This is a genomic window from Paraburkholderia sp. SIMBA_054 (assembly GCF_046534875.1).
GTDB classification, from domain to species: Bacteria; Pseudomonadota; Gammaproteobacteria; order Burkholderiales; family Burkholderiaceae; genus Paraburkholderia; species Paraburkholderia hospita.
In genome coordinates this window covers 17,047-42,993 of the sequence record NZ_JAWRXV010000081.1, presented here as the reverse complement: position 1 = coordinate 42,993, position 25,947 = coordinate 17,047, and the positions used below count along the sequence as shown (strand labels likewise).

Annotated in this window: 26 protein-coding genes; 4 read left to right on the top strand and 22 right to left on the bottom strand. The window is 64.1% G+C overall.

Annotation, left to right across the window (positions count from 1 at the left end; all coding sequences use genetic code 11):
* Positions 1-282, top strand: a 282-nt coding sequence (locus SB822_RS48805) for an IS3 family transposase (protein WP_410858123.1), incomplete at its 5' end; no start/stop codon positions are given.
* A gap of 147 nt (positions 283-429) precedes the next feature.
* Here SB822_RS48805 and glgX read toward each other — a convergent pair.
* Positions 430-2,601, bottom strand: coding sequence for a glycogen debranching protein GlgX (gene glgX, locus SB822_RS48800; RefSeq protein ID WP_410858122.1), 2,172 nt, complete (start codon positions 2,599-2,601; stop codon positions 430-432).
* Positions 2,602-2,776: 175 nt separating this feature from the next.
* Here glgX and SB822_RS48795 point away from each other — a divergent pair, with 175 nt between their 5' ends.
* Positions 2,777-5,221 carry an ATP-binding protein gene (locus SB822_RS48795; protein WP_410858121.1) on the top strand — a complete coding sequence of 815 codons (2,445 nt, stop codon included), beginning with the start codon at positions 2,777-2,779 and terminating at the stop codon, positions 5,219-5,221.
* A gap of 27 nt (positions 5,222-5,248) precedes the next feature.
* Entirely contained in the window at positions 5,249-5,683 is a 435-nt protein-coding gene (locus tag SB822_RS48790; RefSeq protein WP_039900743.1) for a response regulator, read from the top strand.
* Here the strand turns inward: SB822_RS48790 and SB822_RS48785 are convergent.
* A complete protein-coding gene (locus SB822_RS48785; RefSeq protein WP_410858120.1) occupies positions 5,680-7,167 on the bottom strand; it encodes an ATP-binding protein in 1,488 nt (495 codons plus the stop codon). The two genes, SB822_RS48790 and SB822_RS48785, sit on opposite strands and share 4 nt — an antisense overlap.
* A 551-nt stretch (positions 7,168-7,718) precedes the next feature.
* On the opposite strand from SB822_RS48785, the gene SB822_RS48780 reads away from it, so the two are divergent.
* On the top strand, positions 7,719-8,150 hold the full coding sequence (locus SB822_RS48780) for a PleD family two-component system response regulator (protein WP_007583571.1): 432 nt from the start codon (positions 7,719-7,721) through the stop codon (positions 8,148-8,150).
* A gap of 28 nt (positions 8,151-8,178) precedes the next feature.
* Here SB822_RS48780 and SB822_RS48775 read toward each other — a convergent pair whose 3' ends face one another.
* The 20 genes from SB822_RS48775 to SB822_RS48680 all read right to left on the bottom strand — a co-directional run bounded on the left by SB822_RS48775 (position 8,179) and on the right by SB822_RS48680 (position 25,470).
* Positions 8,179-8,787: a biliverdin-producing heme oxygenase gene (locus SB822_RS48775; protein WP_007583573.1), complete on the bottom strand. Its 609-nt coding sequence runs from the start codon at positions 8,785-8,787 to the stop codon at positions 8,179-8,181.
* Positions 8,788-8,992: 205 nt separating this feature from the next.
* Positions 8,993-9,202, bottom strand: coding sequence for a CsbD family protein (locus tag SB822_RS48770; protein WP_007583575.1), 210 nt, complete (start codon positions 9,200-9,202; stop codon positions 8,993-8,995).
* A 100-nt stretch (positions 9,203-9,302) separates the two neighbouring features.
* A complete protein-coding gene (locus SB822_RS48765; RefSeq protein ID WP_042308191.1) occupies positions 9,303-9,515 on the bottom strand; it encodes a hypothetical protein in 213 nt (70 codons plus the stop codon).
* Positions 9,516-9,656: 141 nt separating this feature from the next.
* Positions 9,657-10,514, bottom strand: coding sequence for a 2OG-Fe(II) oxygenase (locus SB822_RS48760; protein WP_007583579.1), 858 nt, complete (start codon positions 10,512-10,514; stop codon positions 9,657-9,659).
* Between the two features lie 75 nt (positions 10,515-10,589).
* Positions 10,590-11,063: a nuclear transport factor 2 family protein gene (locus SB822_RS48755; protein ID WP_007583581.1), complete on the bottom strand. Its 474-nt coding sequence runs from the start codon at positions 11,061-11,063 to the stop codon at positions 10,590-10,592.
* 193 nt (positions 11,064-11,256) lie between these two features.
* Positions 11,257-12,534: a patatin-like phospholipase family protein gene (locus SB822_RS48750; RefSeq protein ID WP_410858119.1), complete on the bottom strand. Its 1,278-nt coding sequence runs from the start codon at positions 12,532-12,534 to the stop codon at positions 11,257-11,259.
* A 142-nt stretch (positions 12,535-12,676) separates the two neighbouring features.
* Positions 12,677-14,140 carry a VWA domain-containing protein gene (locus SB822_RS48745; RefSeq protein ID WP_410858118.1) on the bottom strand — a complete coding sequence of 488 codons (1,464 nt, stop codon included), beginning with the start codon at positions 14,138-14,140 and terminating at the stop codon, positions 12,677-12,679.
* A gap of 32 nt (positions 14,141-14,172) precedes the next feature.
* On the bottom strand, positions 14,173-14,817 hold the full coding sequence (locus SB822_RS48740) for a TadE/TadG family type IV pilus assembly protein (RefSeq protein WP_079488380.1): 645 nt from the start codon (positions 14,815-14,817) through the stop codon (positions 14,173-14,175).
* Position 14,818: 1 nt separating this feature from the next.
* On the bottom strand, positions 14,819-15,346 hold the full coding sequence (locus tag SB822_RS48735) for a TadE/TadG family type IV pilus assembly protein (protein WP_410858117.1): 528 nt from the start codon (positions 15,344-15,346) through the stop codon (positions 14,819-14,821).
* Between the two features lie 21 nt (positions 15,347-15,367).
* Positions 15,368-16,345, bottom strand: a complete 978-nt coding sequence (locus tag SB822_RS48730) for a type II secretion system F family protein (protein ID WP_007731089.1) — start codon at positions 16,343-16,345, stop codon at positions 15,368-15,370.
* A 51-nt stretch (positions 16,346-16,396) separates the two neighbouring features.
* A complete protein-coding gene (locus SB822_RS48725) occupies positions 16,397-17,377 on the bottom strand; it encodes a type II secretion system F family protein (RefSeq protein WP_086915106.1) in 981 nt (326 codons plus the stop codon).
* A gap of 28 nt (positions 17,378-17,405) precedes the next feature.
* The gene (locus SB822_RS48720; RefSeq protein WP_007583594.1) at positions 17,406-18,782 is read right to left on the bottom strand and encodes a CpaF family protein; all 1,377 of its coding nucleotides are present in this window, start codon (positions 18,780-18,782) and stop codon (positions 17,406-17,408) included.
* Between the two features lie 66 nt (positions 18,783-18,848).
* Positions 18,849-20,051, bottom strand: a complete 1,203-nt coding sequence (locus SB822_RS48715; RefSeq protein ID WP_007731087.1) for a CpaE family protein — start codon at positions 20,049-20,051, stop codon at positions 18,849-18,851.
* Between the two features lie 94 nt (positions 20,052-20,145).
* Positions 20,146-20,433 (bottom strand): hypothetical protein, encoded by a 288-nt coding sequence (locus SB822_RS48710; protein WP_007583598.1) that lies wholly within the window; start codon positions 20,431-20,433, stop codon positions 20,146-20,148.
* Positions 20,434-20,469: 36 nt separating this feature from the next.
* Positions 20,470-22,536 carry a pilus assembly protein N-terminal domain-containing protein gene (locus SB822_RS48705; protein WP_410858116.1) on the bottom strand — a complete coding sequence of 689 codons (2,067 nt, stop codon included), beginning with the start codon at positions 22,534-22,536 and terminating at the stop codon, positions 20,470-20,472.
* Between the two features lie 147 nt (positions 22,537-22,683).
* Positions 22,684-23,523 carry a Flp pilus assembly protein CpaB gene (gene cpaB / locus SB822_RS48700; RefSeq protein WP_007583602.1) on the bottom strand — a complete coding sequence of 280 codons (840 nt, stop codon included), beginning with the start codon at positions 23,521-23,523 and terminating at the stop codon, positions 22,684-22,686.
* Between the two features lie 77 nt (positions 23,524-23,600).
* Positions 23,601-24,140 carry a hypothetical protein gene (locus tag SB822_RS48695; protein ID WP_410858115.1) on the bottom strand — a complete coding sequence of 180 codons (540 nt, stop codon included), beginning with the start codon at positions 24,138-24,140 and terminating at the stop codon, positions 23,601-23,603.
* 253 nt (positions 24,141-24,393) lie between these two features.
* Positions 24,394-24,945, bottom strand: a complete 552-nt coding sequence (locus SB822_RS48690) for a prepilin peptidase (protein ID WP_007583606.1) — start codon at positions 24,943-24,945, stop codon at positions 24,394-24,396.
* Positions 24,946-25,055: 110 nt separating this feature from the next.
* Complete coding sequence (locus SB822_RS48685; protein WP_007583607.1) at positions 25,056-25,238, bottom strand: Flp family type IVb pilin; 183 nt, start codon at positions 25,236-25,238, stop codon at positions 25,056-25,058.
* A gap of 49 nt (positions 25,239-25,287) precedes the next feature.
* Complete coding sequence (locus SB822_RS48680) at positions 25,288-25,470, bottom strand: Flp family type IVb pilin (RefSeq protein WP_410858114.1); 183 nt, start codon at positions 25,468-25,470, stop codon at positions 25,288-25,290.
* Between the last annotated feature and the right edge of the window lie 477 nt (positions 25,471-25,947).

The following is a 25,947-nucleotide window of genomic DNA, read 5'->3' as shown; positions in this document are numbered from 1 at the left end:
GGGGGTGGTACGGATGAGTTACCTGAAAACGTCGGCTTCCAGCGTCACTTACGGGCGCAGTTGTCTGCGGACTCCAACTCGCCGACCGAAAGCCTGTGGGGATCGCTCAAGCGAGCCCGCATCCTTGGCCAACGCTTTGCAACGCGTCGCGACGCCATGGACGAGGTAATCGACTGGTTGAGCTTCTACAATCATTCGCGCTTGCACTCGACCTTGGGCTACGTCAGCCCGATGCAATTCGAGCAGGACTGGTACGCCGCCCAGAATCAACGGGTGGCATAATCTCCGCTCAGTTAAGGGATCCGAAATTCGCGGGCAACGTCAAATAGCAACGGACCTCTTCTCGCGAAGAGGTCCGTTTTTCTTTTTTCACTGCCACTTCCTCTCAGGTCCGCCACTACGCCGACAAAATCGCGCCTTCAAGAAAGCTCACGCCGTCAAACGCTCTTCGAGCCGCTGGAAGATCCGCTTCGTCTCGCCCTTTGCATGCAACGAGAACAGCAACAGCGAACGGCCCGTCACCTGATACACATCGCCCGATCCGAAATCGGGCAATTCGTCGCGCTCCGGCGCATTCGTGTCAATCATGCAGCTCCACTGATCGCTGCCCGGTATCTCCGGCAACATGAAGTCGACGACGTCGTGATACGCGTTGATGACGAGCAACAGCGTCGCGTCGGAGGCCGGACGCCGGATACCGCTCGCCTGCGCACGCCCGTCGATCACGAGGCCGAAGCAGCGCATCGCCGAATCGTCCCATTGCTCGTCCGTCAGCACGACGCCGACGGGACTCAGCCATTTCACATCCATCACGCCGATGTCTTCGCGCATCTCGCCCGTGAGAAAGCGATTGCGCCTCAGCACGGGTAACGCGTGGCGCAGCGTCGTCAGCTTGCGCACGAACTCCGTGAGCGCGCGGCCGTTGTCGTCGATACCCGCCCAATCGATCCAGCTGACCTCGTTGTCCTGGCAATACGCGTTGTTATTGCCCTTCTGCGTGCGGCCGAATTCATCGCCTGCAAGCACCATCGGCGTGCCTTGCGAAAACAGCAGCGTCGCGAGCAGATTGCGTTTCTGGCGCTCGCGCAATGCGATGATTTCGACGTCGTCGGATGGCCCTTCCTCACCGCAATTCCATGAGCGGTTGTCGCTATGACCGTCGTTGTTGTCTTCTCCGTTCGCCTCGTTATGGCGCTCGTTGTACGAGACGAGATCATTCAGTGTGAAGCCGTCGTGCGCGGTGATGAAGTTCACGCTCGCCCAGGGGCGTCTGCCGCGTCGGTTGAAGAAATCGCCTGAAGCGGTGAGGCGTTTGGCGAGATCGGCGGCGGACGCTTCGTCGCCCTTCCAGAACGAGCGCACCGTGTCGCGAAAGCGATCGTTCCATTCGGCCCAGCCAGGCGGGAAGCCACCCACCTGATAGCCGCCCGGACCGCAGTCCCAAGGTTCGGCGATCAGCTTCACGCTGGAGATGATCGGGTCCTGCCGGCAACTGTCCAGAAAGCCGCCGCCTTCATCGAAACCATACGGCTCACGCCCGAGGATGGTCGCGAGATCGAAGCGGAAGCCGTCGACGTTCATCTCCGTCACCCAGTAGCGCAGGCTGTCCGTGACCATCTGCAGCACGCGCGGGTGTGAGAGATTCAGCGTGTTGCCCGTGCCTGTATCGTTGATGTAATAGCGGCTTTCTTCAGGCATCAGCCGGTAGTACGACGCGTTGTCGATGCCGCGAAACGACAGCGTCGGCCCACGTTCGTTGCCTTCGGCCGTGTGGTTGTACACGACGTCGAGTATCAGTTCGAGACCGGCGTCGTGCAGCCGGTCGATCATCTCCTTGAACTCTTCGATCACGCCGGGGCCGCGCGCGAAGTAACGCGGATCGGCCGCGAAAAAGCCGATCGTGTTGTACCCCCAGTAGTTCGTCAGCCCTTTGTCGAGCAGGTATGAATCGTTGACGAACGAATGAATGGGCAACAGTTCGAGCGTCGTCACGCCCACGCGTTTGATATGGTCGATCACGGCTTTCTGCGCCAGGCCGTCGAAGGTGCCACGCATCTTTTCTGGCACACCGGGATGCATCTTCGTATAGCCACGCACATGCGTCTCGTAGACGATCGTGCGATCCCACGGTACGCGCACGCGCGTCGGATGTGTCCAGTTGAACGTCTGGTCGACCACCTGGCACTTCGGCATGAACGACGCGCTGTCGCGCTCGTCGAACGTGAGATCGTCTTCCGTTTCGAGCGTATAGCCGAACAGCGACGGGTCCCAGCGCAACGACCCGACATGCGCCTTCGCATACGGATCGAGCAGCAGCTTGTTCGGATTGAAGCGATGACCGGCCTCGGGCTCATACGGACCATGCACGCGATAGCCATATACCGTGCCCGGCTTCAGGCCTGCCATGTGCACATGCCACACTTCGTCGGTGTACTCGGGCAGTTCGATCCGTTCGAGTTCCTTCTTTCCTTCATCGTCGAACAGGCACAACTCGACCTTCGTCGCATGCGCGGAAAAGAGCGCGAAATTGACGCCTCTGCCATCCCAGGTCGCGCCGAGTGGAAACGGCAAGCCCTCGGAAATGCGGGAATCGGTTGGCATAGTTGTGTTCCTCAGGCGAATTGGACGGGCGTGGCGCGTGATGTCTGCGTGCACACAACAACCATATACCTTTAGCAATCGTTGTGCCTGACAGGTCAACGAAATCCCGCAAGTGCCTGCGCGCAGAACCCGCAACGCGTATGCGAGAATGACGCGACCGTCACATGGAGAAAGCATGTCGAACGTATCGCGCGTCAACGAAGAGCCCACCGCAGACATGGAACGCGCGATGGTCGATTGCGCCCGCGAACCGATCCATATTCCGGGCGGCATCCAGCCGCATGGTTTTCTCTTCTGTGTGACGGACGACGGCATCGTCATTCAGGTCAGCGAGAACGTTGCGTCACTCGTGCAAACGCCGCTCGACGAAGTGCTCGGCAAGCCCTTGTCAGGCGTGCTCGGCGAAGCAGCGTCGCTGGCCATTACCGCGCTCGCATCGCTCGATACGGAAGGCGTGCCGCTCTATGTCGGCTCGATCGACGACCCGCGCCGCGCCGCGCAGCACGACGCACATCGCTCGCCGCTCGCCATCGTCGTGCATCGCTATCAGGGCATCGCCTTCGTCGAACTGGAACCGGCGCGCGGCACGGCCGATGTGTTCTCGTCGATGTATCCGCTGGTGCGCACCTTCATCAACCGCTTGCAGGAAGTACACAGCGTCGCCGATCTGGCCGCACTCGCCGCGCAGGAGGTGCAGCGCATCACGGGCTATGGGCGCACGCTCGTCTACGACTTCGACGACGAAGGCAACGGCCACGTGATCGCCGAAGCGCTCGAAGAAGGCTACCCGTCGTACATGGACCAGCGCTTTCCCGGCTCCGATATTCCGCCGCAAGCGCGCGCGCTCTACGTGCGCAACCGCATCCGCCTGATCGCCGATGCGGACTACGCGCCCGCCCCGCTCGTGCCGGCACTGAATCCTGTCACGCACGCGCCGACCGATCTCACTTACGCGTCGCTGCGCAGCGTGTCTCCCGTGCACGTGCAATACATGAAGAACATGGGCACATGGTCGTCGATGTCGATGTCGATCGTCGTGCGCGGCAAGCTGTGGGGGCTAATCTCATGCCACCACGCGAGCGCGCGCGTGCCGCCTTTCGAAGTGCGCACCGCATGCGAGCACATCGCGCAGGTGCTGTCGCTGCAAGTCGAAGCGAAGGAAGATTACGCGGAAGCCGAGCACCGGCTCGAACTGCGCCGCCGCCAGTCGCGCCTGCTCGCGACGATGGCGAACACCGATCACTTCATCGACGCGCTCACGAACGATCCGCGCGAACTGCTCGCGCTGACCAATTCGACGGGCGCGGCGATCGTGTTCGACGGACGCATCGTGCCCATCAGCAACGCCCCCGACGGAGCGACCATCGAGCAACTCGTCGCGTGGCTCGACACGCAAAGCGACGACATCTGGTCGACCGACGATCTCGCGCATGCCTGGGGACGCCCGGCGAACGCCGAGTACGCGGGCATGCTCGCGCTGTCCATCTCGAAGCTGTTTCGCAACTACGTGATCTGGTTTCGCGCGGAGGTCGTGCGCACGCTCAAATGGGCGGGCGACCCGCGCACAAAACTGTCGTCGCTGTCGGCGTCGCTATCGCCGCGCGAGAGCTTCGAAACATGGACAGAAACCGTGCGCGGCCGCTCGTCGCCGTGGCGGCAGGCCGAGCTCGAAATCGCCGGCGAATTTCGCACCGCGCTGCTCGGCATCGTGCTCGGGCGCGCCGAAGAACTGGCGCAGCTCGCGCTGGAACTCGGCCGCGCGAACCAGGAGCTCGAAGGCTTTTCGTACACGGTGTCGCACGATCTGCGTGCGCCGCTGAGGCACATCGTCGGCTTTGCCGATCTGCTGCGCGAGATGGACAGCGCGAAGCTCTCGGAACGCGGACGGCATTTTGTCGAGCGGATCATCGGGGCCGCGCGCTTCGGCGGCAAGCTGGTCGACGATCTGCTCGCGTTCTCGCAAATGGGCCGCGCCGCGCTGCGCCCGCAAAGCATCGATCTGCGTACGCTCGCACAAACGCTGGCCGCCGACGAGCAACGCAACACGGGCGAGCGCCCTATCGAATGGCGCATCGGCGATCTGCCGGAAGTCACGGCGGACCCCGTGCTGCTCCATGTCGTGCTGCGGAACCTGATCGAGAATGCAGTAAAATTCAGCCGCCTTCGCGACGACCCTAAAGCCCCTGCCATCATCGAGATTTCGAGCAAGGCGGGCGTTGGCGAGCTTGCGGGCCAGCGCGTCGTGTTCGTGCGCGACAACGGCGTCGGCTTCGACATGCGCTATGTCGACAAGCTGTTCGGCGTGTTCCAGCGGCTGCATCGCGCGGAAGAATTCGAGGGAACGGGCATTGGGCTTGCAAGCGTGCGACGTATCGTCGAACGTCATGGCGGCAAGACATGGGCCGAAGGGAAATTGAACGAAGGCGCGACGATCTATTTCTCGTTGCCGCTGACGTTTACGCCCGACATGTATCCGCGCGACGAGAGCGCGACGGCGGCCGTGGCACGGCTCGCGGCGCTTTCGCCGGGACAACCGTTCAGGCCGGTGCCAAAGGAACTCAACGCCGAGTTCAACACGGAACCGGCTCCAGATGGCGCGAACGACGCCAGGCGCGAATGACGCGCTCATGCTAACGAGGAACTACGCGTGCTAAGACCCATCCTGCTGGTGGAAGACAACGTCAACGACATCGAACTGACGCTCATCGCGCTCGAAAAGACGCGCCTGGCGAACCCCGTCGTATCGATTCGCGACGGCGCGGAAGCGCTCGATTATCTGCGGCGCGAAGGTCAGTACGCTGACCGCAAGGACGAGAATCCCGCCGTCATTCTGCTCGACAAGAAGTTGCCGAAAATCGACGGTCATGAAGTGCTGAAACACGTGCGCGCCGACGACAAGCTCAAGCGCATCCCCGTCGTGATGCTCACGTCGTCGCGCGAAGAGAAGGATTTACTGCGCAGCTACGACCTCGGTGTGAATGCCTACGTGGTGAAGCCCGTCGAATTCGACGACTTCATGGGCGCGATCAATGATCTGGGCATGTTCTGGGCCGTGCTCAACGAGCCGCCACCTTATCGCTAACGATAAAGCGGCAACGTCACCTTGAATGTGGCGCCCTGCCCGCGCCCCGCGCTTTCCGCCGTCACGCTGCCTTGATGCAGATCGACGAGATGCTTGACGAGCCACAGCCCAAGCCCGAGGCCCGCAACGCGTCCGCCGCTTTCGGGGTTGATCTGCTCGAAGCGCTCGAAAATGCGCGCCAGCGCATCGGGCTCGATACCGCAGCCCGTATCGCGCACGCTCAGTTCCGCCTGCTGGCCCTTCACCGTCACGCTGAGCTCGACTTCGCCCTGCGCGCAGAACTTCACGGCGTTCGACAGCAAATTCCACGCGACCTGCTTCATCCGGCTTTCGTCGGCCATCACGACGCACGGCGCCAGTTCGCCGACCCGCAGCCGCAGCCCTTTCGTTTCCGCCGTCATGCGAATGTCTTCGGCGACGTTGCCCGCGAGCGCGCCGAGGTCGACAGGTTGGAGGCTCACCGACAGCTTGCCCGTCGCGATCGCGCCGCTATCCAGAAGATCGTCGACCATGTGCGACAGTTGATGCGCATTGCGTTCGATCACGCCCGCCGCGCGTGTGACATGTGACAGATCGGCCGCGCGCTGCAGCAGCAGCGTCCACGACAAGATCGCCCCGAGCGGCGAACGCAGTTCGTGACTCACGGCCGTGACGAAGTGATCCATGGCGCGCGCCACTTCGTCGCTATGCTCTCTCGCGCGCTTCTCGGATTCGGCGATCGCGCGCTGTTCGAGTTCGGCCTCCTTGCGCGACGTGATATCGAGCGTGAAGCCGACGATCGCCTTCAGTGTTTCGTCTGCCTGGTAACGGCCGAGGCCGCGCAGCAGAATCCAGTGCACCGAGCCGTCGGGCCATGTGACGCGGAACTCCACTTCGAAGTGCTCGCGCTGCGCGAGCGCGCGATCCATCGCCTCTTTCACGCGCGCACGGTCGGCTTCATCGACGAGTTCATCGAACAGCAGCGTCTGCGTCAACGTGTCTGACGGTGCAAGACCGAGGTTCACCTTGCATTGATCGGTGCCTTCGATCATGCCTGTGGCCTGATCCAACTCCCACGCGCCGACATGCGCGAACGCAAGCGCCTGACGCAACTGCTCGCGATGCGCGCGCAATTCCGCATTCGCCTCGTCGACCAGCACCTGACGCAAGCGTGCCTGCGAACGCAGCTTGGCGCGCTCGCGCTGATCGCGCTCGGTGACGGCAATCGAATCGCTGACATCCATCACGCACAGGCCGATCATCGGCGCACTGCCGTCGCCGGCATCGATCATCGACGTGCGCACCTGCCAGTAACGTGGCGTCAGCGTGTCGTCGCGATGGTCCGGGGCGGGTGTGTCGTAGCGCAGCAGCGGTGAGAGGCGGGTTTCGCCTGGCGCGAGACCGGGCAGCATCGAATCGAGCCAGTTGCGTCGCAAATCGCGTTGCGATTGCGAGCCGAACTGGTTGATGTCGTAGACGGAACGACCCTGGATATCGGACAGCATGACGCCATGCATCTGGCGATAACGCGCGTTCGCCAACACGAGATTCGCAGTCTACCTGAAAGAAACCGGACACAAGGCGACCAACGGCAAGCAGGAGAGACTAACCAGCCAACAGCGCGCCGCGTTGCCGGTGAACACCACGCAGGTGTTCGAACTGTTGCCGGATGCATGGCTGATCCTCGACGAGCAGTTCGAAGATAATCGACACCGCAGCGCGTCAGAACTTACAACTATTCCTGCTCCGACGTAGCGGGAAACGCGCACAAAACGCGCCGCGAGCCGACGCGGATATTTTTTGCTAAACGCTCTTACTTGCAAGACAGCCGCGTCGGGCGCGCCATTCGTGCTCGCACGGTGAGCGACGGCTGGCTGGAAGTCCCGCTGCGCATGGCAGCGGGCTATGTTCGGCAGCGCGGCAAACCGTCCGCGCAGCGGCGTCAAACGTGACGCTGATTGGATTGGCACGGGTCATGCGTGCGTGCAAACCAATTGACGATGACGTTTCGCTTGCACCCGAGCCCGGCTGCGAGATCAGAAGTTTGCCTGTACCTATGGATTCGAACGCACTATCGGACAGCCGCCTTCCTACCATCCTGCTCATCGACGACGAGCCGGACCTGTTAATCGCGTGGGCGCTTCTGCTCGAACTGGAGGGTTTCCACGTACTCACGGCCTTCGAGCCGCGCAAGGGCGTCGAGCTTGCGCAGCGCGTGCACCCCGCCCTTGTCATCACGGATCTGATGATGCCCGGCATGGATGGCGCCGAGGTATGCCGCACGCTCAAGAACGACCCCGCTCTCGACGGCATGCCCGTGATCCTGTGGAGCGCATCGACCGACATTCCAACCGACCTGGATTGCGAATGCACGCTGCACAAGCCCGTTGCGCGCGAGACCTTGCTGGATCAGGTCGATCTGCTGCTGGGCCGTCTGCACGACGGCGCCAGGCCCGTACGCGGCGGGGGCGATGCGTCGTTGAACTAGCGCCACGCGCCGTTTCAATCCTCCCTGATCAGGCCGCACGCGTCTCCGGAAGCAATCCCAGCAACCGATCGAACGCCACCTTCGCGCCTTCACATGCACGCGCGATCTCGTGCGGCGTGACGACCTGCGCGCGCATGGCGTCGATGAAACTTTTCCAGCGCGGCCCCGGCGGCACGCCGTCGCCGCTCAGATAGCGCAACGGATGCGGTGCGAGCGTCTCGCTCAAACGCCGGTACAGCACGGTGCCGCCCAGTTGCGACCCTTCGATCACATAGCACACGCCCCAGCGGAAAGCGGCATCGTCGACATCCGGCGGCATTGCCTGTTCGAGAGGCTCATCCGCGATCTGTTCGGTACGCAATGAAGACTCAGCGAGATCGCGCACGATCAACGGCATCCGCGCAACGAAGGGCAATGCGCGTTGCGGTCCATCGTCGAAGTTCGCCAGCCATTGCTCCAGCGGCGCGAGCCATGCAGCAACTAGTTGCACGTGCAAGCGATAGTCGCGTAGCGTCGGTGCGTCGGCTGAGAGCGGCATCGCCGAATCGATCAGTGCATGGCGGCTGCCCGTCGCTTCGCGCAGCGCGGCGAGCACATCGGGCGTATCAGTAGAAAGCGTTGCAGGCGGCAGACTCACGCAGGATTCCGGTATGGGTTGAATGGACCGTTCATTTTAATGGCGATGGACCGCACGCACCGCGCGATCCGGCATTAACTCGACACAAAACGGGCCGCGCTTTCACGCGGCCCAGCGGGCTTCGCCCGTCTGCTTGTTCGCTCCCTATGATCGAACGGCCGGGCGGCCATTAACACAACAGAAGCGCCGCCCGGCAACGCCGCGATCAGTGATGCTTGCGGTTTTCGCGTGCGATGTCCTTTGCGTTTTCCTTTGCGTCTTCCTTCGCATCGCCATACGACTTCTGTATTTCGCCGGCGCCTTGCTGCAGGTCGCCCTTCAGTTCCTGGCTACGGTTGCCCGTGGCCTTGCCGACAGCCTCGTTGACCTTGCCCTTCACCTTTTCGACCGTACCCTTCACTTGATCCTTGTTCATGGCTGACTCCGTCTGGTTACGCCGACGCAACGGTTGCGCCAGTCATCGGGAATCGAGCATTCGCTGTGCCTGACCCACGCCGTACAGCCGCCGTACAGCGTCAACAACCGACGGCAGGCGCGCGCGCTTCGAGCGCCCGCAGCAATTCGTCGAGCCTGCTGGCACGCGAGCGTTGCGACGGCACCAGCCGTGCCGCCAGCACGGCGTTGAGCCGCGTGCGCCAGTATGAAAGCGGGAAACGATGTTCGGCGGCCATACGGGCGAGTACCCGCTCGAGATGTTGCAACTCGCTTTCCAGTTGATAGTTGTCCATTGTCGGTCCCCTGATATTGTTTCAGCCCGAGGGGCATAGGCGTGGCGTTCGTAATGTCGATCGCGCCTGAAACGAGCCACGCATGCGCTGGCCCTTATACAGCACCCGCCATACCCGGATGCACTGCGCATCGCGGGCGCGCTAGACGTACGGGCGCTCACGCATCCATTTCGTCATGATCCACTTGTCGCCGCTCGTGACGGGCGCGCCGCCGTGCAGCGTCAGCGGATCGAGCTGGCGGCGCCCGTTCATGTAGCGGAAGTAGATCGCGCCGCCTTGCCGCGCCATCACCGCGAGCCCCGCGTCCGGAAACACCGTTTCACCGCCGCCCTCGACGTCGCTCAGGTAGACGATCAGCGTCGCGACACGCTGGCCGCCGCGCGCCGTGTGCAGCACGCTGCCGTTCTGGCCTGGCGGGAAATAGTCGAAGTGCGGACGGTACTCGCCGCCTTGCCTGTAGTGCAAAATCTGCAGGCCTTCGCCGTGTTCGAGCGGCCAGTTCATCAACGCGGAGATGCGGTGGTCCAGCCGTTCGATGAACGCGTCCTCGCAGCGCTGGAACCAGAAGCCTTCGCTGGTGCGCAGCTGGATCACGTCTTCGCTGCCATTCTCGGGATTGACGGTGGTCGAACGCTTCAGCCGGTGCCGTGCGCGTTCGATCAACTCTGCGCATTCTTCGCCCGACAACACGTCGTCGAATGCGATCACCTGCGGGCGCTCGAAGCGTATGCGCACCGTCACGTCGCGGTCGTGCGCGTGCACCGTGTTGCCCGCCGCGACGGGACAGGCATCGTAGTGATAGGCGCGCGCTTCGTCTTCCGGCGAAGCAATGACGGCCGCCACCGCGCCCGTCTCCGATGTCGCGCGGCGCACGATTTCACGCGCTGCGTCGATCTCGAAGCCGCCCTGCACCATCGCCTCGATCATCGATTCCTGCGTACACCCGCGGCTCACGTTGGTCGCGAGCCATTCCCGCCATGCAGCATCCATCTCGCGCATCCCATCCCCCGCTGCTTCGTTGTCGCGCTCGCCGGGGCCCGGTCAGGACCGGCTCAACGCGCGTTCATGCTCCGTTCATGCCGCTTTCGCGCGAAACGCGGCCAGCCCGCGTTTTGCCTGCGCGCGGATCGCGTTCTGCACGAAAGGCGTCCAGCCGAGCAGCGCGCCCTTCGCGCCCAACGCCTGACTGGCCCAGCGCCACAGATCGAAACGGTCGTGATGCTCGACGATCAGTCCGTCGCGAAACACGAAACGCGCGTCGATCTGGTTGACCACCGTCCTGCCTGTCTGGCTGAACACATAGCTCGCGACCCAATGCGCGCTGCCGCTGTCGCCATCGGCAACGACATGGCTGAAGGCCAGCGTGAACTTCTGCGCACGCGACACCAGCATGCGCCACATGTCGGTCACTTCGCCGCCGTGCAGCTCGACGAACACGGGGTCGCTGAAGGTCACGTCGGGCGCGTAGCACGCTGCCATCGCGTCGACATCGCGCCGCTGGAATGCTTCGTAGAATCTCTCGATCAATGCCGCATTCGGATGAGTCATCTCGGTCTTGTGCTCGCCGTTTTCGTTTTTGCCAGCCTATATCAGGCTATACCAGGCTATATGAGCCTGTGTCTTCCGGCACCAGCCGCTCCGACAGCGCCGCATCGCGGCGCGTCGTTCCGGACGTCAGTGCCATTCGCCCAAGGTACAACACGCTCACGCGATTGCGCAATCGTCCAGATATGTCGCCGTCTTACGCCGCTTCCGGGTCCGAGCGATGAATCGCGATGCCTTCCATCGGGTCCGGCTCCTCGCGCCACGGCGCGCGTTCGATCATCCGTTGCGCGTCGGCATAGCCCGCTTCCCAGCGCCGCCGGATGCCGTCCTTCGAAAAATCGATGTCCTTGTGCATATCGTCGCGCCCGAAGTTCGGCGCATCGAGCTCGATCACCTGCATCGTGGTGCCGCAACCCCAGTTCAGCAGTTCCTTGACGGCAGCCGTGTCGCGCTGGTCTTCGGGCAGATGCTTGCCGAGTTCGCGGATCACGTGCCGCAGCCGGTGAATCTGCCGCTGCCGTTCGAGATGGCTCTCGGCGCGGCTCGAATACTGGATGTCGCGCTGGCGGCTCATCGCTTGCTGGATCGACGCGGGTTCGTCGCCATGCGCGGGCCACAGTTGCACGGTGAAGATCACGGAACTGTTCCGCGGCCGGTCGTCGAGCACGGCTTCGAGCGGCGTGTTCGAATAGATGCCGCCATCCCAGTACGCCTCGCCGTCGATGCGCACGGAAGGAAAGCCCGGCGGAAACGCAGCGGACGCCATCACATGCTCGACGTCGAGCGGTGCGTCGCGATTGGTGAAATAGCGCATATGGCCGCTGCCCACGCTGACCGTGCCGACCGTCAGCCGCGTCTGCTTGCGGTTCAGATAATCGAAATCGATCAGCGAAGCGAGCGTCTCGCGCAGCGGCTCCGTGTGATAGAACGCCGCCTGCTCGATGCCGACGGGCGCATGCAGCGCGAGCCATGCGTCGGCGCGCGGCGTGAAGAAGGCGGGCAAGCCTTGCGCCATGATCGACAGGTTGCGCAGCCACTGCTCGTAGCCGGGAATCCATGCGGCCCACGCAGTGGTCAGATACGCGGGCAGACCGAGCGCAGCGCAGGCGGGCGCGCAGGCCGCAACCCAGTCCGGCGCATGCTGGCCCGTCCACGTGACGCGGTCCCAGAATGTGCGCAGGCGGCTCATCCGGTCTTCGGGACGGTTGCCCGCGATGATTGCGCCGTTGATCGCGCCGATCGACGTGCCGATCACCCAATCGGGTTCGATCCCGGCATCGTGCAGCGCTTCGAATACGCCCGCCTGATAGGCGCCCAGCGCGCCGCCGCCTTGCAGCACGAGCACGACCTGGGCGTCGATCCCGGGACGCGCGGACGCGCCGCGCGTTTCCTCGCTCTTGCGTACCCCCGTAGCGGCGCGCGAGGCCTGTGCAGAAGGCTGCGCCGCCGCGTGCGCCGCGGTTTTCTTGACCATCGTGCTTCTCCGTCGAGAAACGAAGCGTTCATCTGGAGACCTGCGGCCGCGCCGCAGGCAATCACACGATAGCGCACCTTTATTGCGCGCGCACTTCAAGGCGCGCCTATCACGGCAACGCCACATGGCCCGGCTCCCGCCGCTACTTCGCGATGCGCAGGATGGCCGAGGCCAGTTGCGCGTAGCACGGCTTGATGTCGTCGGGAGTCGCCGCGTAGCAGTACACGCCGACGGGCTGCTTCGCGTCGTAGCAGCGGCTCGGCCCATCCGCCACGTTGGCGATGCATTTGAGAATGTCCTGGCCAAGCTCGCCGCTGCCCACGCCCGTCTTGGTCAACAGCGACGGGCCGTAGCCGAGCGCGAATACAAAGATGCCTTCCGCGCGCGCTTTCGCCGCCATCATTTCCATCAGATTGCGCGCCGCGTTGTTCACGTTGTTGAACTTCGTCGTCATGGCGGTGACTTGCGCGGGGGTCGGCTTGCCATTATTCACCGTGCCGACAATGGGCATCTGGCCGTCGACCGGCCGCGTCAGCGTGCCCGCGGCGGGCGACGCCGATGTAATGGGCAAGGTGGCTGAAGCATCCGATGCAGCGTGCACGTCGTAGGTGGCGGGCAGGCTCTTCACGTTGTCCGCATACTTGTCGTAGCAGCTGCTCTGCTGGTTTTGCGCCGTCATGCTGTCGAATGCGCCAGGGTTGCCATTCCAGCTGTTCGTATCCTTGCCCGTCGTGGACGGCGGACCGTCGCTCGTGATGATCGTGTATTTGCCCGCTGCGCACGTCGTGTTTGCTGCCGCGAACGAAGCCGCGAAGCTGTTCGGCGCGCCGTCCGAAAAGAACACGATCACGCGCAGGCTGGACGGCTGCGTGATGACGTGGTCGAGCTGGTACTTCGCATTCCAGATCGCATCCACGGATGCCGTATTGCCACCGAAGCTGTAATTCGTGATCTTGTTCGTCATCGTCGTGCGGTCGAAGCCGCGGCTCTGGTCGCTCTTGAACGGCACGTCGACGACCGTGCCCGCCGCGAAGTGCATCAGCGAGACGCGGTCGGTCGACGTATTGAAGTTGTTGAGAAACGCCGTCGACCCCGAGCGCACGGCCGCCTGCGTCTTCGTGTCGCTCATCGAGCCCGTCACATCGACCACGAACGACATATCCAGATCGCGCCGGATCGCCTCGCCCGTAGTCGCCACATTGAGCAGCTTGAAACCCTGAACCTGCATCAGCGTGAGCGGTACGCTCGCCTGCGCGGCGAGATCGATGGTCACCGTGCCCTTGTTGATGTTGACCGACGGCGCACTGAGCGTTGCCGTCGAGCCGAGAAAGCCCTGCGGATAGTTCGCGGCAAAGAACGCATTCGCGGCCGTGGTGGCGTTGCTGATCTGCTCGTCCTGGGTCGAGCCGCGCGTGACAGCCTGGCCCGCCGCGACCAGCGCGCCGTCCACCGCCGAATCCAGCCGCGCCTTGACCATGTAGCCGAGACCCGAGTCGATCGCGAGCCCCGCGATGCCCAGCAGCGCAATCAGCGACACCGCGACTAGTATGCTCACCGAGCCTTGCTGGCGCCTGAGCGCGCGCGTGTTTCTTTTGAATGTTTTCATTGCTTCCCCCGGTGCATCGAACTGCTTGACCTTCAGAACACGCTCATCGAATACAGGTTTGGCGACAGCGCGGGCGTCGTGATGCCGCCGCCCAGGTTGATCGCGCCGATCAGCGGCTGCTGCACATAGAAGCTTTCGACGGCATACGCGATCTGTCCGTCGGACAGCTTGCCCTTGAGCAGATCGACCGCTTGCGCGGGCGTCTTGCCGCCAAGCCCGTTGCATGCGCCGCTGCCGTCCGTGGCCCACGAGGTGCCCGCTGACTTGCAGTTCCAGATCTTGCTGGCCGCGCTGCCGTCGCTGCCGCCCGTCCATTTCCATTGCGCGACGACCGTCCCCGTGCAGCCGTTGCCTTTCGCGTCGCAGCCTTGCGAGCCCATGATCTGCGTGATGTAGATCATGCCGTTCGCGCTCATGTTGAGCGGCGGCGTCGTGGCCGCGAGCGACGACATGATGGTCTGCATCGGATACGTGGCCGCCGCGCGCGACGACAGGTTCGCGCCTTCGCGGCTCACGTTGATGAGGATCATCTGCGCCTGAATGTTGCGCGCGATGTCGTAGAGCGGCAGAGCGATGCCCAGCAGCAGCGGCAGCAGCAACGCAAACTCGACACTGACGATCCCTTTGGCATTGCCTCGTGCGTAACGGCGCCCCTTGAGCTGTGGTCTCGTCTTCATGTCAGAAGCCCTCGTTACGCATGGTCGCGGCGACGCTGAAGTTGAAGAAGCCGCCGGGAAAGAACGAGCGGATCATCGGCGTGATCATCGGCCACGCACAGTTGACCTGCAGCACGACGATGTCGCCGGGATTGCCGAACATGCTCGACGTGTAGCTCGCGTCGCTCGCATAGCTTTGCGCCTTGCCGCTGTTGACCGTGATCGCGTAGCTCGGATTGACGAGGGGATACAGGCCCATCGACTGCTCCCTGATCTCCTGAATCACGGCGAGATAACGCTGCGGACTCTTCTGGTTCGGGTCGAGCCCCGTCTGTCCCGTCACCGCGTAGCGCGCCCCCTCGCGCACCGCGTATTGCATGGTCAGGTTCACCCACAGTGCGACGCCGAGATCCATCACTATGCACAGCAGAAAGAACAGTATGGGCGCGATAAACGCGAATTCGAGCGTCGCGACGCCAAGTTGCCTGCGGCGGCGGCCTTGAGAACGGCTCGCGCATGGCACTCGCAGATGAGGACGCGTGGTTTTCATCGTGTCTCTCCCGCAATGGGTTCAGTGCATGCCGCCCATCGTCGGCAGCAGTTGCCGCGCGACCTGCATCGCAGCGGGCCCGATCAGCACCATGATCAGCGTCGGAAAGATGCAGAACATCAGCGGAAAGAGCAGCTTGAGCGCGATCTTCGCCGCCTGTTCTTCGGCGCGCATCCGGCGTTTGGTGCGCAGCGTGTCGATGAACACACGCAGCGAATCGCCCACGCTCGTGCCGAAGCGGTCCGCCTGGATAAGCATCGACGTGAGCGTGTCGATGTCCTCAATGCCTGTGCGCAGCGCGAGATTGCGCAGCGCCTTGTCGCGCCCCGCGCCGGCGCGCAGTTCGAGCAGCACCAGCTCCAGCTCTTCCTTCAACGCGTGGCTCTTCACGCCGATTTCCTCGGCGACGCGCTGCATCGCCGCGTCCAGCCCGAGTCCTGCTTCGACGCAGACGGTCATCAGATCGAGCGCATCGGGCAGGTCTTCGAAGAGGCTGCGCTGGCGCTTCTCGACGAGACGGCTCAACACCACGTTCGGCAGATAGAAGCCGAGCGCCGCCATCAAGAGCGTCGCCATCAGCAGGAATTTCTGCGCGTCGGGGCCCGCGAACAGCGTGACGCCGAGCAGCGCGAGCGCGGGCAGCACGAGCGCGAGCAGCGTCTTCGCGGCGAAGTAGATTGCGGGCGCGACTTCGCTGCGCATGCCCGCATTCGCGAAGCGCCGCCGCAACGCGGACTTGTCCCAATCGTCCTTCGGCAGCGACAACTTTGCGACGTGTTGCGAGACCTTCGTGACTGTTTCCATCCACGCCGGGCTGTCGTCGGCGTCCGCACCCGGCGTGCCTGCTGCAGCCCCCATCGCACCCGCCGACGACGACGCCGCAATGCCGTCGATACGGCGCTTCAACGGATCGGGACGCAGCAGCGACATCGCCTTCCACGCTGCGCCGAACACGATCGCAAACATCGCGGCCAGCACGGCAAGCTGTTCGGTTTCCATGATTTCCCCGTTGTGTTGCGTTCGTTATTTGTTCGCGTCGTTGGTCGGCTGCTAGACGTGGATGCGCACCGTTTTGCGCAGCCACAGAATGCCGAAGAACATCATCCCCAGCCCGAGGCCCGCAATCTGCTGGCCGGTGGGGTCTTCCCAGAACACCTTGCAGTAGCTGGGGTTCAGCACCGACAACGCGGCGATCACAATGAACGGCAGCAGCCCCAGAATCCACGCGGACAGCCGCCCTTCCGCCGACAGCACGCGCACCTTGGCGAGCAGCTTGAGCCGTTCTCGGATGATGCCCGCGATATTGCCGAGAATCTCCGCGAGATTGCCGCCCGCCTCGCGCTGGATCAGCACGGCGATCACGAAGTAGCGTACGTCGTCGACGGGCACGCGGTTCACGAGATTCAACAGCGCGTCGTTCATCGAGACGCCGTAGTTGATCTCATCGAAGGCGATACGGAACTCGCCGCCGAGCGGATTCGGCAACTCGTCGCCCACCATGCCGAGCGCGGCGGGAAACGAATGGCCGGCGCGCAGCGCGCGGGCGATCAGATCGGCGGCATCGGGCAGCTGGCGTTCGAGCTTGACGATGCGCTTCGCGCGCTTGCCGCGCAGATACACGAGCGGCAGCAGCGCGGCCGCGCCCGCCACGACGAGCGCGATGGCGAACGGCAGATGCATCGCGCCGACGCCGAACACGAGCCCCGCGCCGCCGAACGCGACCGTGTAGCCGACGAAGCGCCCGACCGACCACGTCAACCCCGACTGCTGCAGATACAGATCGAGCCGATGCACGCGCGGCATGCGCAACAGCATGCGCGTGAGCGTCGGCGATTCGCTCAGCATGCGCTGCTTGAGAATCGACATCTGTTCGCCGCTGACGTGGCCGCCCGCCGACATCGCGCGAATCCGCGCGTCCGTGCGCTTGACCACCGGGCCATGCCGGCTGTTCCAGTACAGGTACACGCTCTCGATCAGCAGCACGATCGCGACGAAGCCGAGAACAGCAAAAGCCAGCAGTGTCGTATCCATTTCCGCCTCCTTGGTATCAGACCCGGCGTCAGACTTCGAAACGCCGCGACGGATCGAACACTTGATCCGGCAATGCGAGACCGAACGAAGCGAGGCGGTCGGCGAACTTGGGCCGCACGCCCGTCGCGCAGAAGTAGCCCTTGACCGTGCCGTCTTCTGCCACGCCCGTGCGTTTGAACGTGAAGATTTCCTGCATGTTGATGATCTCGCCTTCCATCCCGGTGATTTCGGAGATGCTCATCAGCTTGCGGCGTCCATCCGTCAGACGCGACGCCTGCACGACCACCGTAATTGCCGAGGCGATCTGCTGACGCATCGCCTTGATCGGCATCGTCAGGCCCGCCATGCCGACCATGTTTTCGAGGCGCGTCAACGCATCGCGCGGCGTGTTCGCGTGCAGCGTCGCCATCGATCCTTCGTGGCCCGTGTTCATCGCGTGCAGCATGTCAAGCGCTTCCGCGCCGCGCACTTCGCCGAGCACGATGCGGTCGGGGCGCATCCGCAGTGCGTTGCGCACCAGCGAGCGCTGCGAGATTTCGCCCTTGCCTTCGATATTGGGCGGCCGCGTTTCCAGCCGCAGCACGTGCTCCTGGCGCAGTTGCAGTTCGGCGGCGTCCTCGATCGTGACGATGCGTTCGTCGTTGGGAATGAAGCCCGACAGCAGGTTCAGCATGGTCGTCTTGCCGCTGCCCGTGCCGCCCGAGATCAGCACGTTGAGCTTGGCCTTGATGAGCGCTTCGAGCAGTTGCGCCATGGCGGGCGTGAAGCTCTGGTTCTTCACCATGTCGTCCACTGTCAGCGGATTCACCGCGAACCGCCGGATCGACACGAGCGGCCCGTCGATCGCGGAAGGCGGAATAATCGCGTTCACACGCGATCCGTCGGGCAGGCGCGCGTCGACCATCGGCGTCGATTCGTCGATACGCCGCCCGACGCGCGACACGATGCGCTCGATGATCTTCATCAGATGCGCGTCGTCGAAGAACGTGATGTCGGTGTGTTCGAGCTTGCCGCGCCGCTCCACGTACACGTGCCGCGGCGTGTTGACGAGTATGTCCGACACGGTCGGGTCGGCGAGCAGCGGTTCGAGCGGGCCGAGGCCGAACATTTCGTCGTGCACGTCCTGCGCGAGACGGCGGCGTTCGAGCTCGTTCATCGGAATCTTGTCTTCGTCGACGATGCGCTCGACCAGTTGCGCGAGCTCGCGTTTGATCTGCTCGGGCGTGAGGCGTTGCAGCTTGTCGAGTTCGACACGGTCGATGATCTTCTCGTGCACGGTCATCTTCAGTTGCTGATACGCGCGGCGCGCGGCGATGCTTTCGGCGCTGTTGCCGGCTGCGGCCGCAGTCGCCGCGTCGGACGGCATCGATCCGCTCTGCAGTTTCAGTTGATCGCGCAATGACATGGTGTCGCTCCCCGGTTCCTGTTGTGTGGCGCCTCTCGTCAATGACCCGGCGTCAATAGTTCGGCGTCAATGATTCGTCTTCAGTTGCGGCACGTCGCGCGGCTTCTGCGCAAAGAGGCGCGCGAGGCCGCTCTTCTTCTCTTTCTGCGGCGCGGGCCACAACGTGTGCGCGAACGCGACGATGTCCTGCGCGAGCGCGCTGCCCTTTGCGACGCTCATGATGGGCAGCCCCTGGTCGAGCGCCGCGCCTGCATGTTTGTCGTCGCGCGCGAAGCGATGCGCGACGCCCATGCCGAAGCTCTGCTCGAACGCCTGCAGGTTGACGGGCGCGTGCTTGTCGTACTGGTTCACGAGCACGCTGACCTTGCCCGTCGCGTAGCCGAGTTCGTGAAAGATGTCGAGCATGCGGCGGCCCGTGCGCAGATACAGCACGCTCTGGCGCACCAGCATGCAGATGCGGTCGCTCTGATCGAGCACGTGGATCGCGAGCGGATTGATGCCGAGGCCAAGATCGACGATCACCGCGTCGTATTGCGAGCGCGCGAGCGTCAGCACGCGTTCGAGTTGGGCGGGGCGCAGCTCGCCTGCGCGGATCGGATCGCCCGCGCCCGCGAGCACGTCGAGGTTGTCGTTCACATGCATCACGCAGGAATCGAAAAACGCGTTGTCGAGCCGGTCGATCTGCGCGCACAGATCGGCGAGCGTCGCGGCGGGCGTCTGGTCGGACATCAGCAGGCTCGCGTCGGCGAACTGCTGGTTCGCATCGACGAGCAGTACGCGCTTGCCGCGCTGCGTCGCGAGCGCATGCGCAAGGTTCATCGCGATGAAACTCGTGCCCGTGCCGCCCTTGCACGATGTCAGCGCCACCACGCGCCCTTCGCGGCGCGCGCCCGCCGTCTTCTTGCCCCACACGTGCGAAAGCTCGGCGGCGAACGCCTGCGCGTCGAGCGGCCACGGCAGCACATGGCGCACGCCTGCGCGCATCGCGGCCATCAGCAGCGCGGTCGAAGGCGCGGGCGTCACCAGCATGCAGTTCAGTTGCGGCACGTGCGAGACGGCTTCTTCGATCGACGCCATGTCTTGTGGTTCAAGACCGACATCGTCGACGATCAGCAGGTCCGCCGACTTGATCGATGCCGCATGCGTGCGCAGGTGCCGCACCGAGCCGTGCACGGACCGCACGCGATGCGCGACGCCGCATCCTTCCAGCAGTTGCTCGATATGGTGCGAGCGGTCTGGGCCCGATGAGATGAGGAGGATGTCGATCATGTTCAGTCTCCGCGTGCGGGGAGTGGGGTGTCGTGCGTCGTTTCTGTTGCGGTTACGAGCGCGCCGCGCGTGCCGCGCGCCCGATCAGTTCGAATCAGTTCGAGCCGGGCAGGCCGACCGCGAACACGTTGATGGGCGGCGGCGGCGTCGTGAACGACTTCGCGTAGCTCTTCTGGATCGCGTGGGCTGTCGGGCCGTCGACGCCCGCCACCGGGTCGGTGTTCATGCCCGCGTTCGGGTTCAGCGTCTGCATTTCCTTCAACTGCGAGACGGAACTGCCGAACGTCTCGTCCCAGTGCGGCGTCGAGGTCAGGCAGCCGGCGAGCGTCAGGCTCGCCGCTGCGCACAGCGACGCGCGGATCAATGTCTGGATGGTTTTCATATCGGTCTCCCGGAGTTCGTCAGATGCGCGTCGCGTTCACTGCGTGCGGCGGTCGTCGTTGCTTTCGCGTGCTTCCTGCGTGCCGGACGGCACGGCGCGCTGCGTGGCGGACGGCGCGGCTTGCGCCGCGAGCGGCTGCACGCTCACGCTCACCGCCTGCACGGCGGCCGTATGCACGTTGCCGTCTGTCGGTTCGGTGCGTGTGACGGGCGCCGTTCCATCGCCGTCGCTGCCGCTCCCCGTCGAGCGCGGCGTGGCGGGTGCACGGATCGCGTCGGACGCGGGCTGGGTGCGCTCGGGCGCCGGCACGGGCGACGGCGCCGTCGTGCCTTGCGACGTGATGATGGGCGTCAGCACCACGGGCGCAGCCGTGCCGCCAGCCGCTGCAATCGAGCCACCCTTGACGGGGATCGGCGACGGGATCGCGGCACCCGTCGACGGCGTCGCCGGTTCGGCGGCAGGCTGCGGCTTCTTGCCTTCCATGTTGCCCGTGAAGAGCACGCCTGCTTCCGTGACCTTGCCGAAGTGATCGGTGGGCAGCGGATAGTTCTGCGGCAGCGGTTTCGCGAGACGCGGCGTCACGACGAACACGAGTTCCGTCTTGTCCTCCTGGAAGTTCGTGCTGCGGAACAGCGCGCCGAGCACGGGCACTTCGCCGAGGCCCGGAAGGCCCTTGAGCGTGCCCGTCACGTTGCTCTTCATCAGGCCGCCGATCGCGAAGCTCTGGCCGTCGTAGACCTGCAGCGTGGTCGACGCGCGGCGTGTCGTGATGAGGGGCAGCACGGCCGTTGTGCTGACGGTGCCCGCCGTCACGGCGACGCCCGTCGGCGACAGCTCCGACACTTCCGGCGAGACCTTGAGATTGATGCGGCCGTTATCGAGCACGGTCGGCGTGAAGGTCAAACCGACGCCGAACGTTTCTTCCTGCAGGATGATCGTCGAGCCCCCTGTGCCGTTGCTTTGCGGCACCGGGATAAAGACCTTGCCGCCCGCGAGGAAGCTCGCTTCCTGGCCGCTGATCGCCATCAGGTTAGGCTCGGCGAGCACCTTGACGAGCTGGTCGGTCTTCTGTGCGTCGAACGCGAAGTTCAGCGGCTTGTTGTTCGCCTTCGAGCCGATCAGCGCACCCATGCCGCCCGACAGGAAATCGGCGAGCAGGCCGAAGCTCCAGCTGCCCGTGCCGCCCTGGATGTTGGCGGCCATGCCGAGCTGGTCGATCAGCGTCTTCGACACTTCGGCCACCTTCACTTCGAGCATCACTTGCTGCGGCGCGGCGACATGCATCATGTTGACGATGCGCTCGTTGTTGCCGTTACCCGATGCGCCCGCCGTCTTCATCACGGCGGGAATCATCGCGCCACCCTGGGCGCCCGCCCCGTTGGCGGGCGCGGCGACGGGCACGGGCGCAGTCTGGCGCGACACATAGGCGTGGGCCAGTTCGACGATGCGCTCGGCCTTCACCGAGTCGGACACGGTGCCCGTCAGCACGAGCGTGTCGGCGGCGGCCTTGACCTGCACGCCTGTTTCTTCTGGCATCAATACGGCGAGTGTCTGTTGCAGGCCGCCCGGATCGGCGCCGACGGCGACGTCGATGATCGTGCACGAGCCGCTTCTGCCCTGCACGATCATATTGGTCGTGCCGACATCGGTGCCGAGCAGATAGAGCGTTTGCGGCGACACGAGCATCGCCTGCACGATCGACGGATTGCCGACCGTGCGCGTCTTCACCGACTCGCGGATGTTGACCATCAGCGACTTGCCGACGGGAATCGTCACGCTCTGGTGATCGGCGATCGTGCCCGTACAGTTCGGGCCGCGGCCGCCTTGCGTCACGCCTGCGGCGGCCGCCGGCGCGGCACCGCTCATGCCGATCGTCAGATGCACGGCGCCGCCGTTCGACGCCATGCTCATCGGCAGCGGCGCCTGGCCCGGCAAACCGGCTTCCTGGCTCACGGCCTGCGCGACGGGCAGCGCCCACAATGCGGCGCCGATCAGACCGCAGGCGCTGGCCTGCGCGAGACGCGAGCGGCGCGGAAACGTTGCGGCTTGCGTCGTATCGCGCTCACGCCTTGCATGCGCGCGCTGGTTCTCTGTGGCATTCATGTCCTTCCCCCGTATTGGCGCCGTTGTCTGGTCTCGTCACGGCTTGCGGTTCGCGCCTGGTTCTGTGCCCGCGCGGTTTTCACGCTGGTCTCACGCGCTGGTCTCGCGCGCAGTTCTCACTCGTTGTTCTCAAGGATTACGTGCCGCTCAAAAGCATTCCTGTCTGGCCTGCGATCCGTCGATCACGCTCACACAGTTCGCCGGCGCCCGCGCAACGATCTTGCGCACCACGGGCTTCGGCGCGGGCGCGGCTGGCGCGGGCGGCACGGCGACGGGAATCTTCAGCAGCGACGCCTTGGTCGCGCCCGCCGTCGTCGTGTCCTGCGGATCGATCTGGTTGCGCAGCACGAGCGACAGCGAACCGATGCTGCGCGCGAGGTCGATCTTCTCGGCCTGCTCGGGCGTGACTTCGAGCGTCACGGCATCGACGACCTTCGGTTTGGTTTCGTCGCGGCCCACTTCCTGCGCGACGGCGAGCACGAGGATCTTTTCGAGCACGATCTTCGAGATGTTCTGGTCGCGTCCCGTTACGCCGCCGTCCTTGTTGTCCTTCTCGGTGTTGACGAGGATGTCGACGTAATTGCCCGGCAGCGCGAAGCCCGCGACGCCGATCACGTCGTTCACGCGCACGGTGATCGCGCGCTTGCCTTCGTTGATGACGGCCGACAGCCCGCCGACCGTGCCGACGGGCGAGAGCTTCGCCTCGAGCACGGGCTCGCCGCGCGCCAGGCTCGTCTTCAGCACGCGTCCTTCGAGCTTTTTCACGTCGTTGAAGGTGCCCGTCGGCACGCTGCCGGCGGGCCAGTCGGATACCTTCAGCATGTCGGGCGAAACGCGCTGACCGAGACTCATATCGGCCGATGCGATCACCACCTTGGTCGTCGTCGTCGACGACTGCTGGATCATCCAGCGCGACGCGAACACCACGGCCGCAAGACCGGCCGCCGTCGCGACGACCAACATCACCAACGCGCGAGCGTTCTTCATGTCGTTCTCCTGACTCTCGCCGTCGGCGACGGCGCTCTAGGGATCGTGTTGCAGGGATTGGGCAGTGAGTCTGTCCGTCAGTCCATCAGATCGCGGTCGCGGTCCGGCGGGCTGTGCGCGTCGTCATCGTCTGCGCTTGCAACTGGCTGATGCGCCGGCAGCTGCAAAGCGGCGCGCAACGGCGCGGCTTGCTGCGCGCGGCGTTCCGCTTCGCGCTTCGCCACCCACCGCGCGACGACGAGTTCCTCGAGCAGCGCTTGCAGCGCGTATTCGCGCTCCAGCCGGCCCGCCGGCGTGAGCAGCGCGCGCTGGCGCAGATAGTTGGCGGGATCGGTCGTGTAGAGCAGTTCCGGCGCCGCGTCCACGTAGTACATTGCGTACGCCGTGGACGCGGCCTCCGTGCGGTGTGGCCGGTTCATAGTGCCGGCCTCGATGCCGCTGCCGTTGTCCGCCGATGCGGAACGGCTCCCCCGTGTTGCCGATGTATTGGCATTGGCCGTCTTGCGGCCTGAATCGTTCGTCTTCATCACTTCCCCCGTATCTGGCCGGCCTTCCTGCGAAGGCTCTTTCCAGGTGGACGACCCCGCGTCCACACCCCGTTCCTGGATTTGCTTCACGCCTCTCTGCGAAGGCTCAGTGCTGCTGTTTCTCTTGTCACTGCCGCTGCGTTTTTTTGCTGCGTTCTGGTGGGCTTCGGCTGTTGTCCGCCGTTCGCCTCTTGTTGTCGGTCGCTAACGCTGTTTGTCGTTATGAACTGCCGTCCTGCCCTGATTCACCTGCTGGCCCCGTCGCTGCTTCCCCGTAGAAATCCGTTTATTCGCTTCTTGCCCCGTGCTGCGTTATTCGTTGTTCTTTTTGCTTGCCGCTTCGTCACACGTTCACGAACAGCGACAGCATCGTGCCGATCGCGATGGCCACGCCGTATGGCAGCGTGCCTGTTGTCGGCCGTCTTGTTCTCGTGTTGCTCGTACCCTGCTCGCTGCCGCCCGGCGCGCCGCCCGAAGGCATCGACACGTCGATCAGCACGGCAGCCATGTTGTGCAGTCCGGCGCGCATCTGCCGGTGCCGCAGCATCTCCACCAGCGCCCAGACGCCACCGGCCATGCACACCATCAACGCGGCTTCGAATGCACCGCTCGCCCCGCAGAAACAACCGACAGCCGCCATCAGCTTCACGTCGCCCGCGCCCATCATCCGTAACAGATAACCGGGCAAAAGCACCGCGCCGCCGACGAGCAGGCCGCCACCCCACAACTGCATCCCGTCGATCGCGCCATGCAGCGCGCACTGCACGACGAGTCCCGCGCCCAGACCAATGACGACCAGCCAGTTCGGAATGCGCCGCGCGTGGATGTCGTAGATCGCGGCAATCACGACCAGCGCCAACACGCAGGGACCCACCGGAAAAGGCACACCGTTCATCGAAAGCTCCGCTGGTTGAATGGACTTCTCTGTTTGCCGCTGCCTGCCTCGAACGACCGTGTTTCGAGGCCAGGCGGCGGTCAGGTGACGCGAACGCGAAACAGCCTGGATCAGGTCGGTTGGGTGATGCCAACCAGCTTGTCCTTGACGTAGCCGAAGACGCGATCGAGATTGGTGCCTATCAGCCCGACCGTCGTGACGATCGCCACTGCGATCAGGCCTGCAAGCAACCCGTATTCGATGGCCGATACGCCGTCTTCTTCGCGCAGAAAGTTCTGAACTGCATTTTTCATGGTCTTCCCCGTAGAGATTTGGACTGGTGCGGACTGGATCTCGCCAAGCTCAGGTCGGTTGCGTGATGCCAACCAGCTTGTCTTTGACGTAACCAAAGACGCGGTTGAGATTGGTGCCGATCAAGCCCACCGTCGTAACGAGCGCCACCGCAATCAGCCCAGCCAGCAGGCCGTATTCGATTGCCGATACGCCGTCTTCTTCGCGCAGAAATTGTTGGATTGCGTTCTTCATATGTCCCCCGTAGGAAATAAGATGTCACATGGCCGCCGCGCCCCATGCGCATTGACCAATAAAACCGCCCTTTCGGACGGATACAACCGGCAAGTGCCGCCGAAGGTGTCGTCATGGTCGCGAATGGCCGTACGTCGTACGAACCATTCGCGCCACTTTCTGCCGACGTCCGCCCCCCATTGGCTCCGCCGCCCCCACAGTCGCATGTGGCAAACCCCGGCCGCGACTGCGAAGTTCTGTGCTGCTGTCGGAGACTTCCCTTGGCCCTGCTTTCCGGCAGCAACGTTTTCGTCGTGACAGCCATATCGCAACGGGTGTGCCATGTACCCGCAAACCCTTGTCGCGCCGTGATCGGGCTTGCGCGCCACGCAGTTTTTCAGAGGCCCGCGGTTCGCGATGTTGCGAACCCGTAACGTGATTTCGAAGCGCGGGGCGCGCGTTCGCCAGGCCACATAGCCGTCGGCGCGCGCTCAAAGA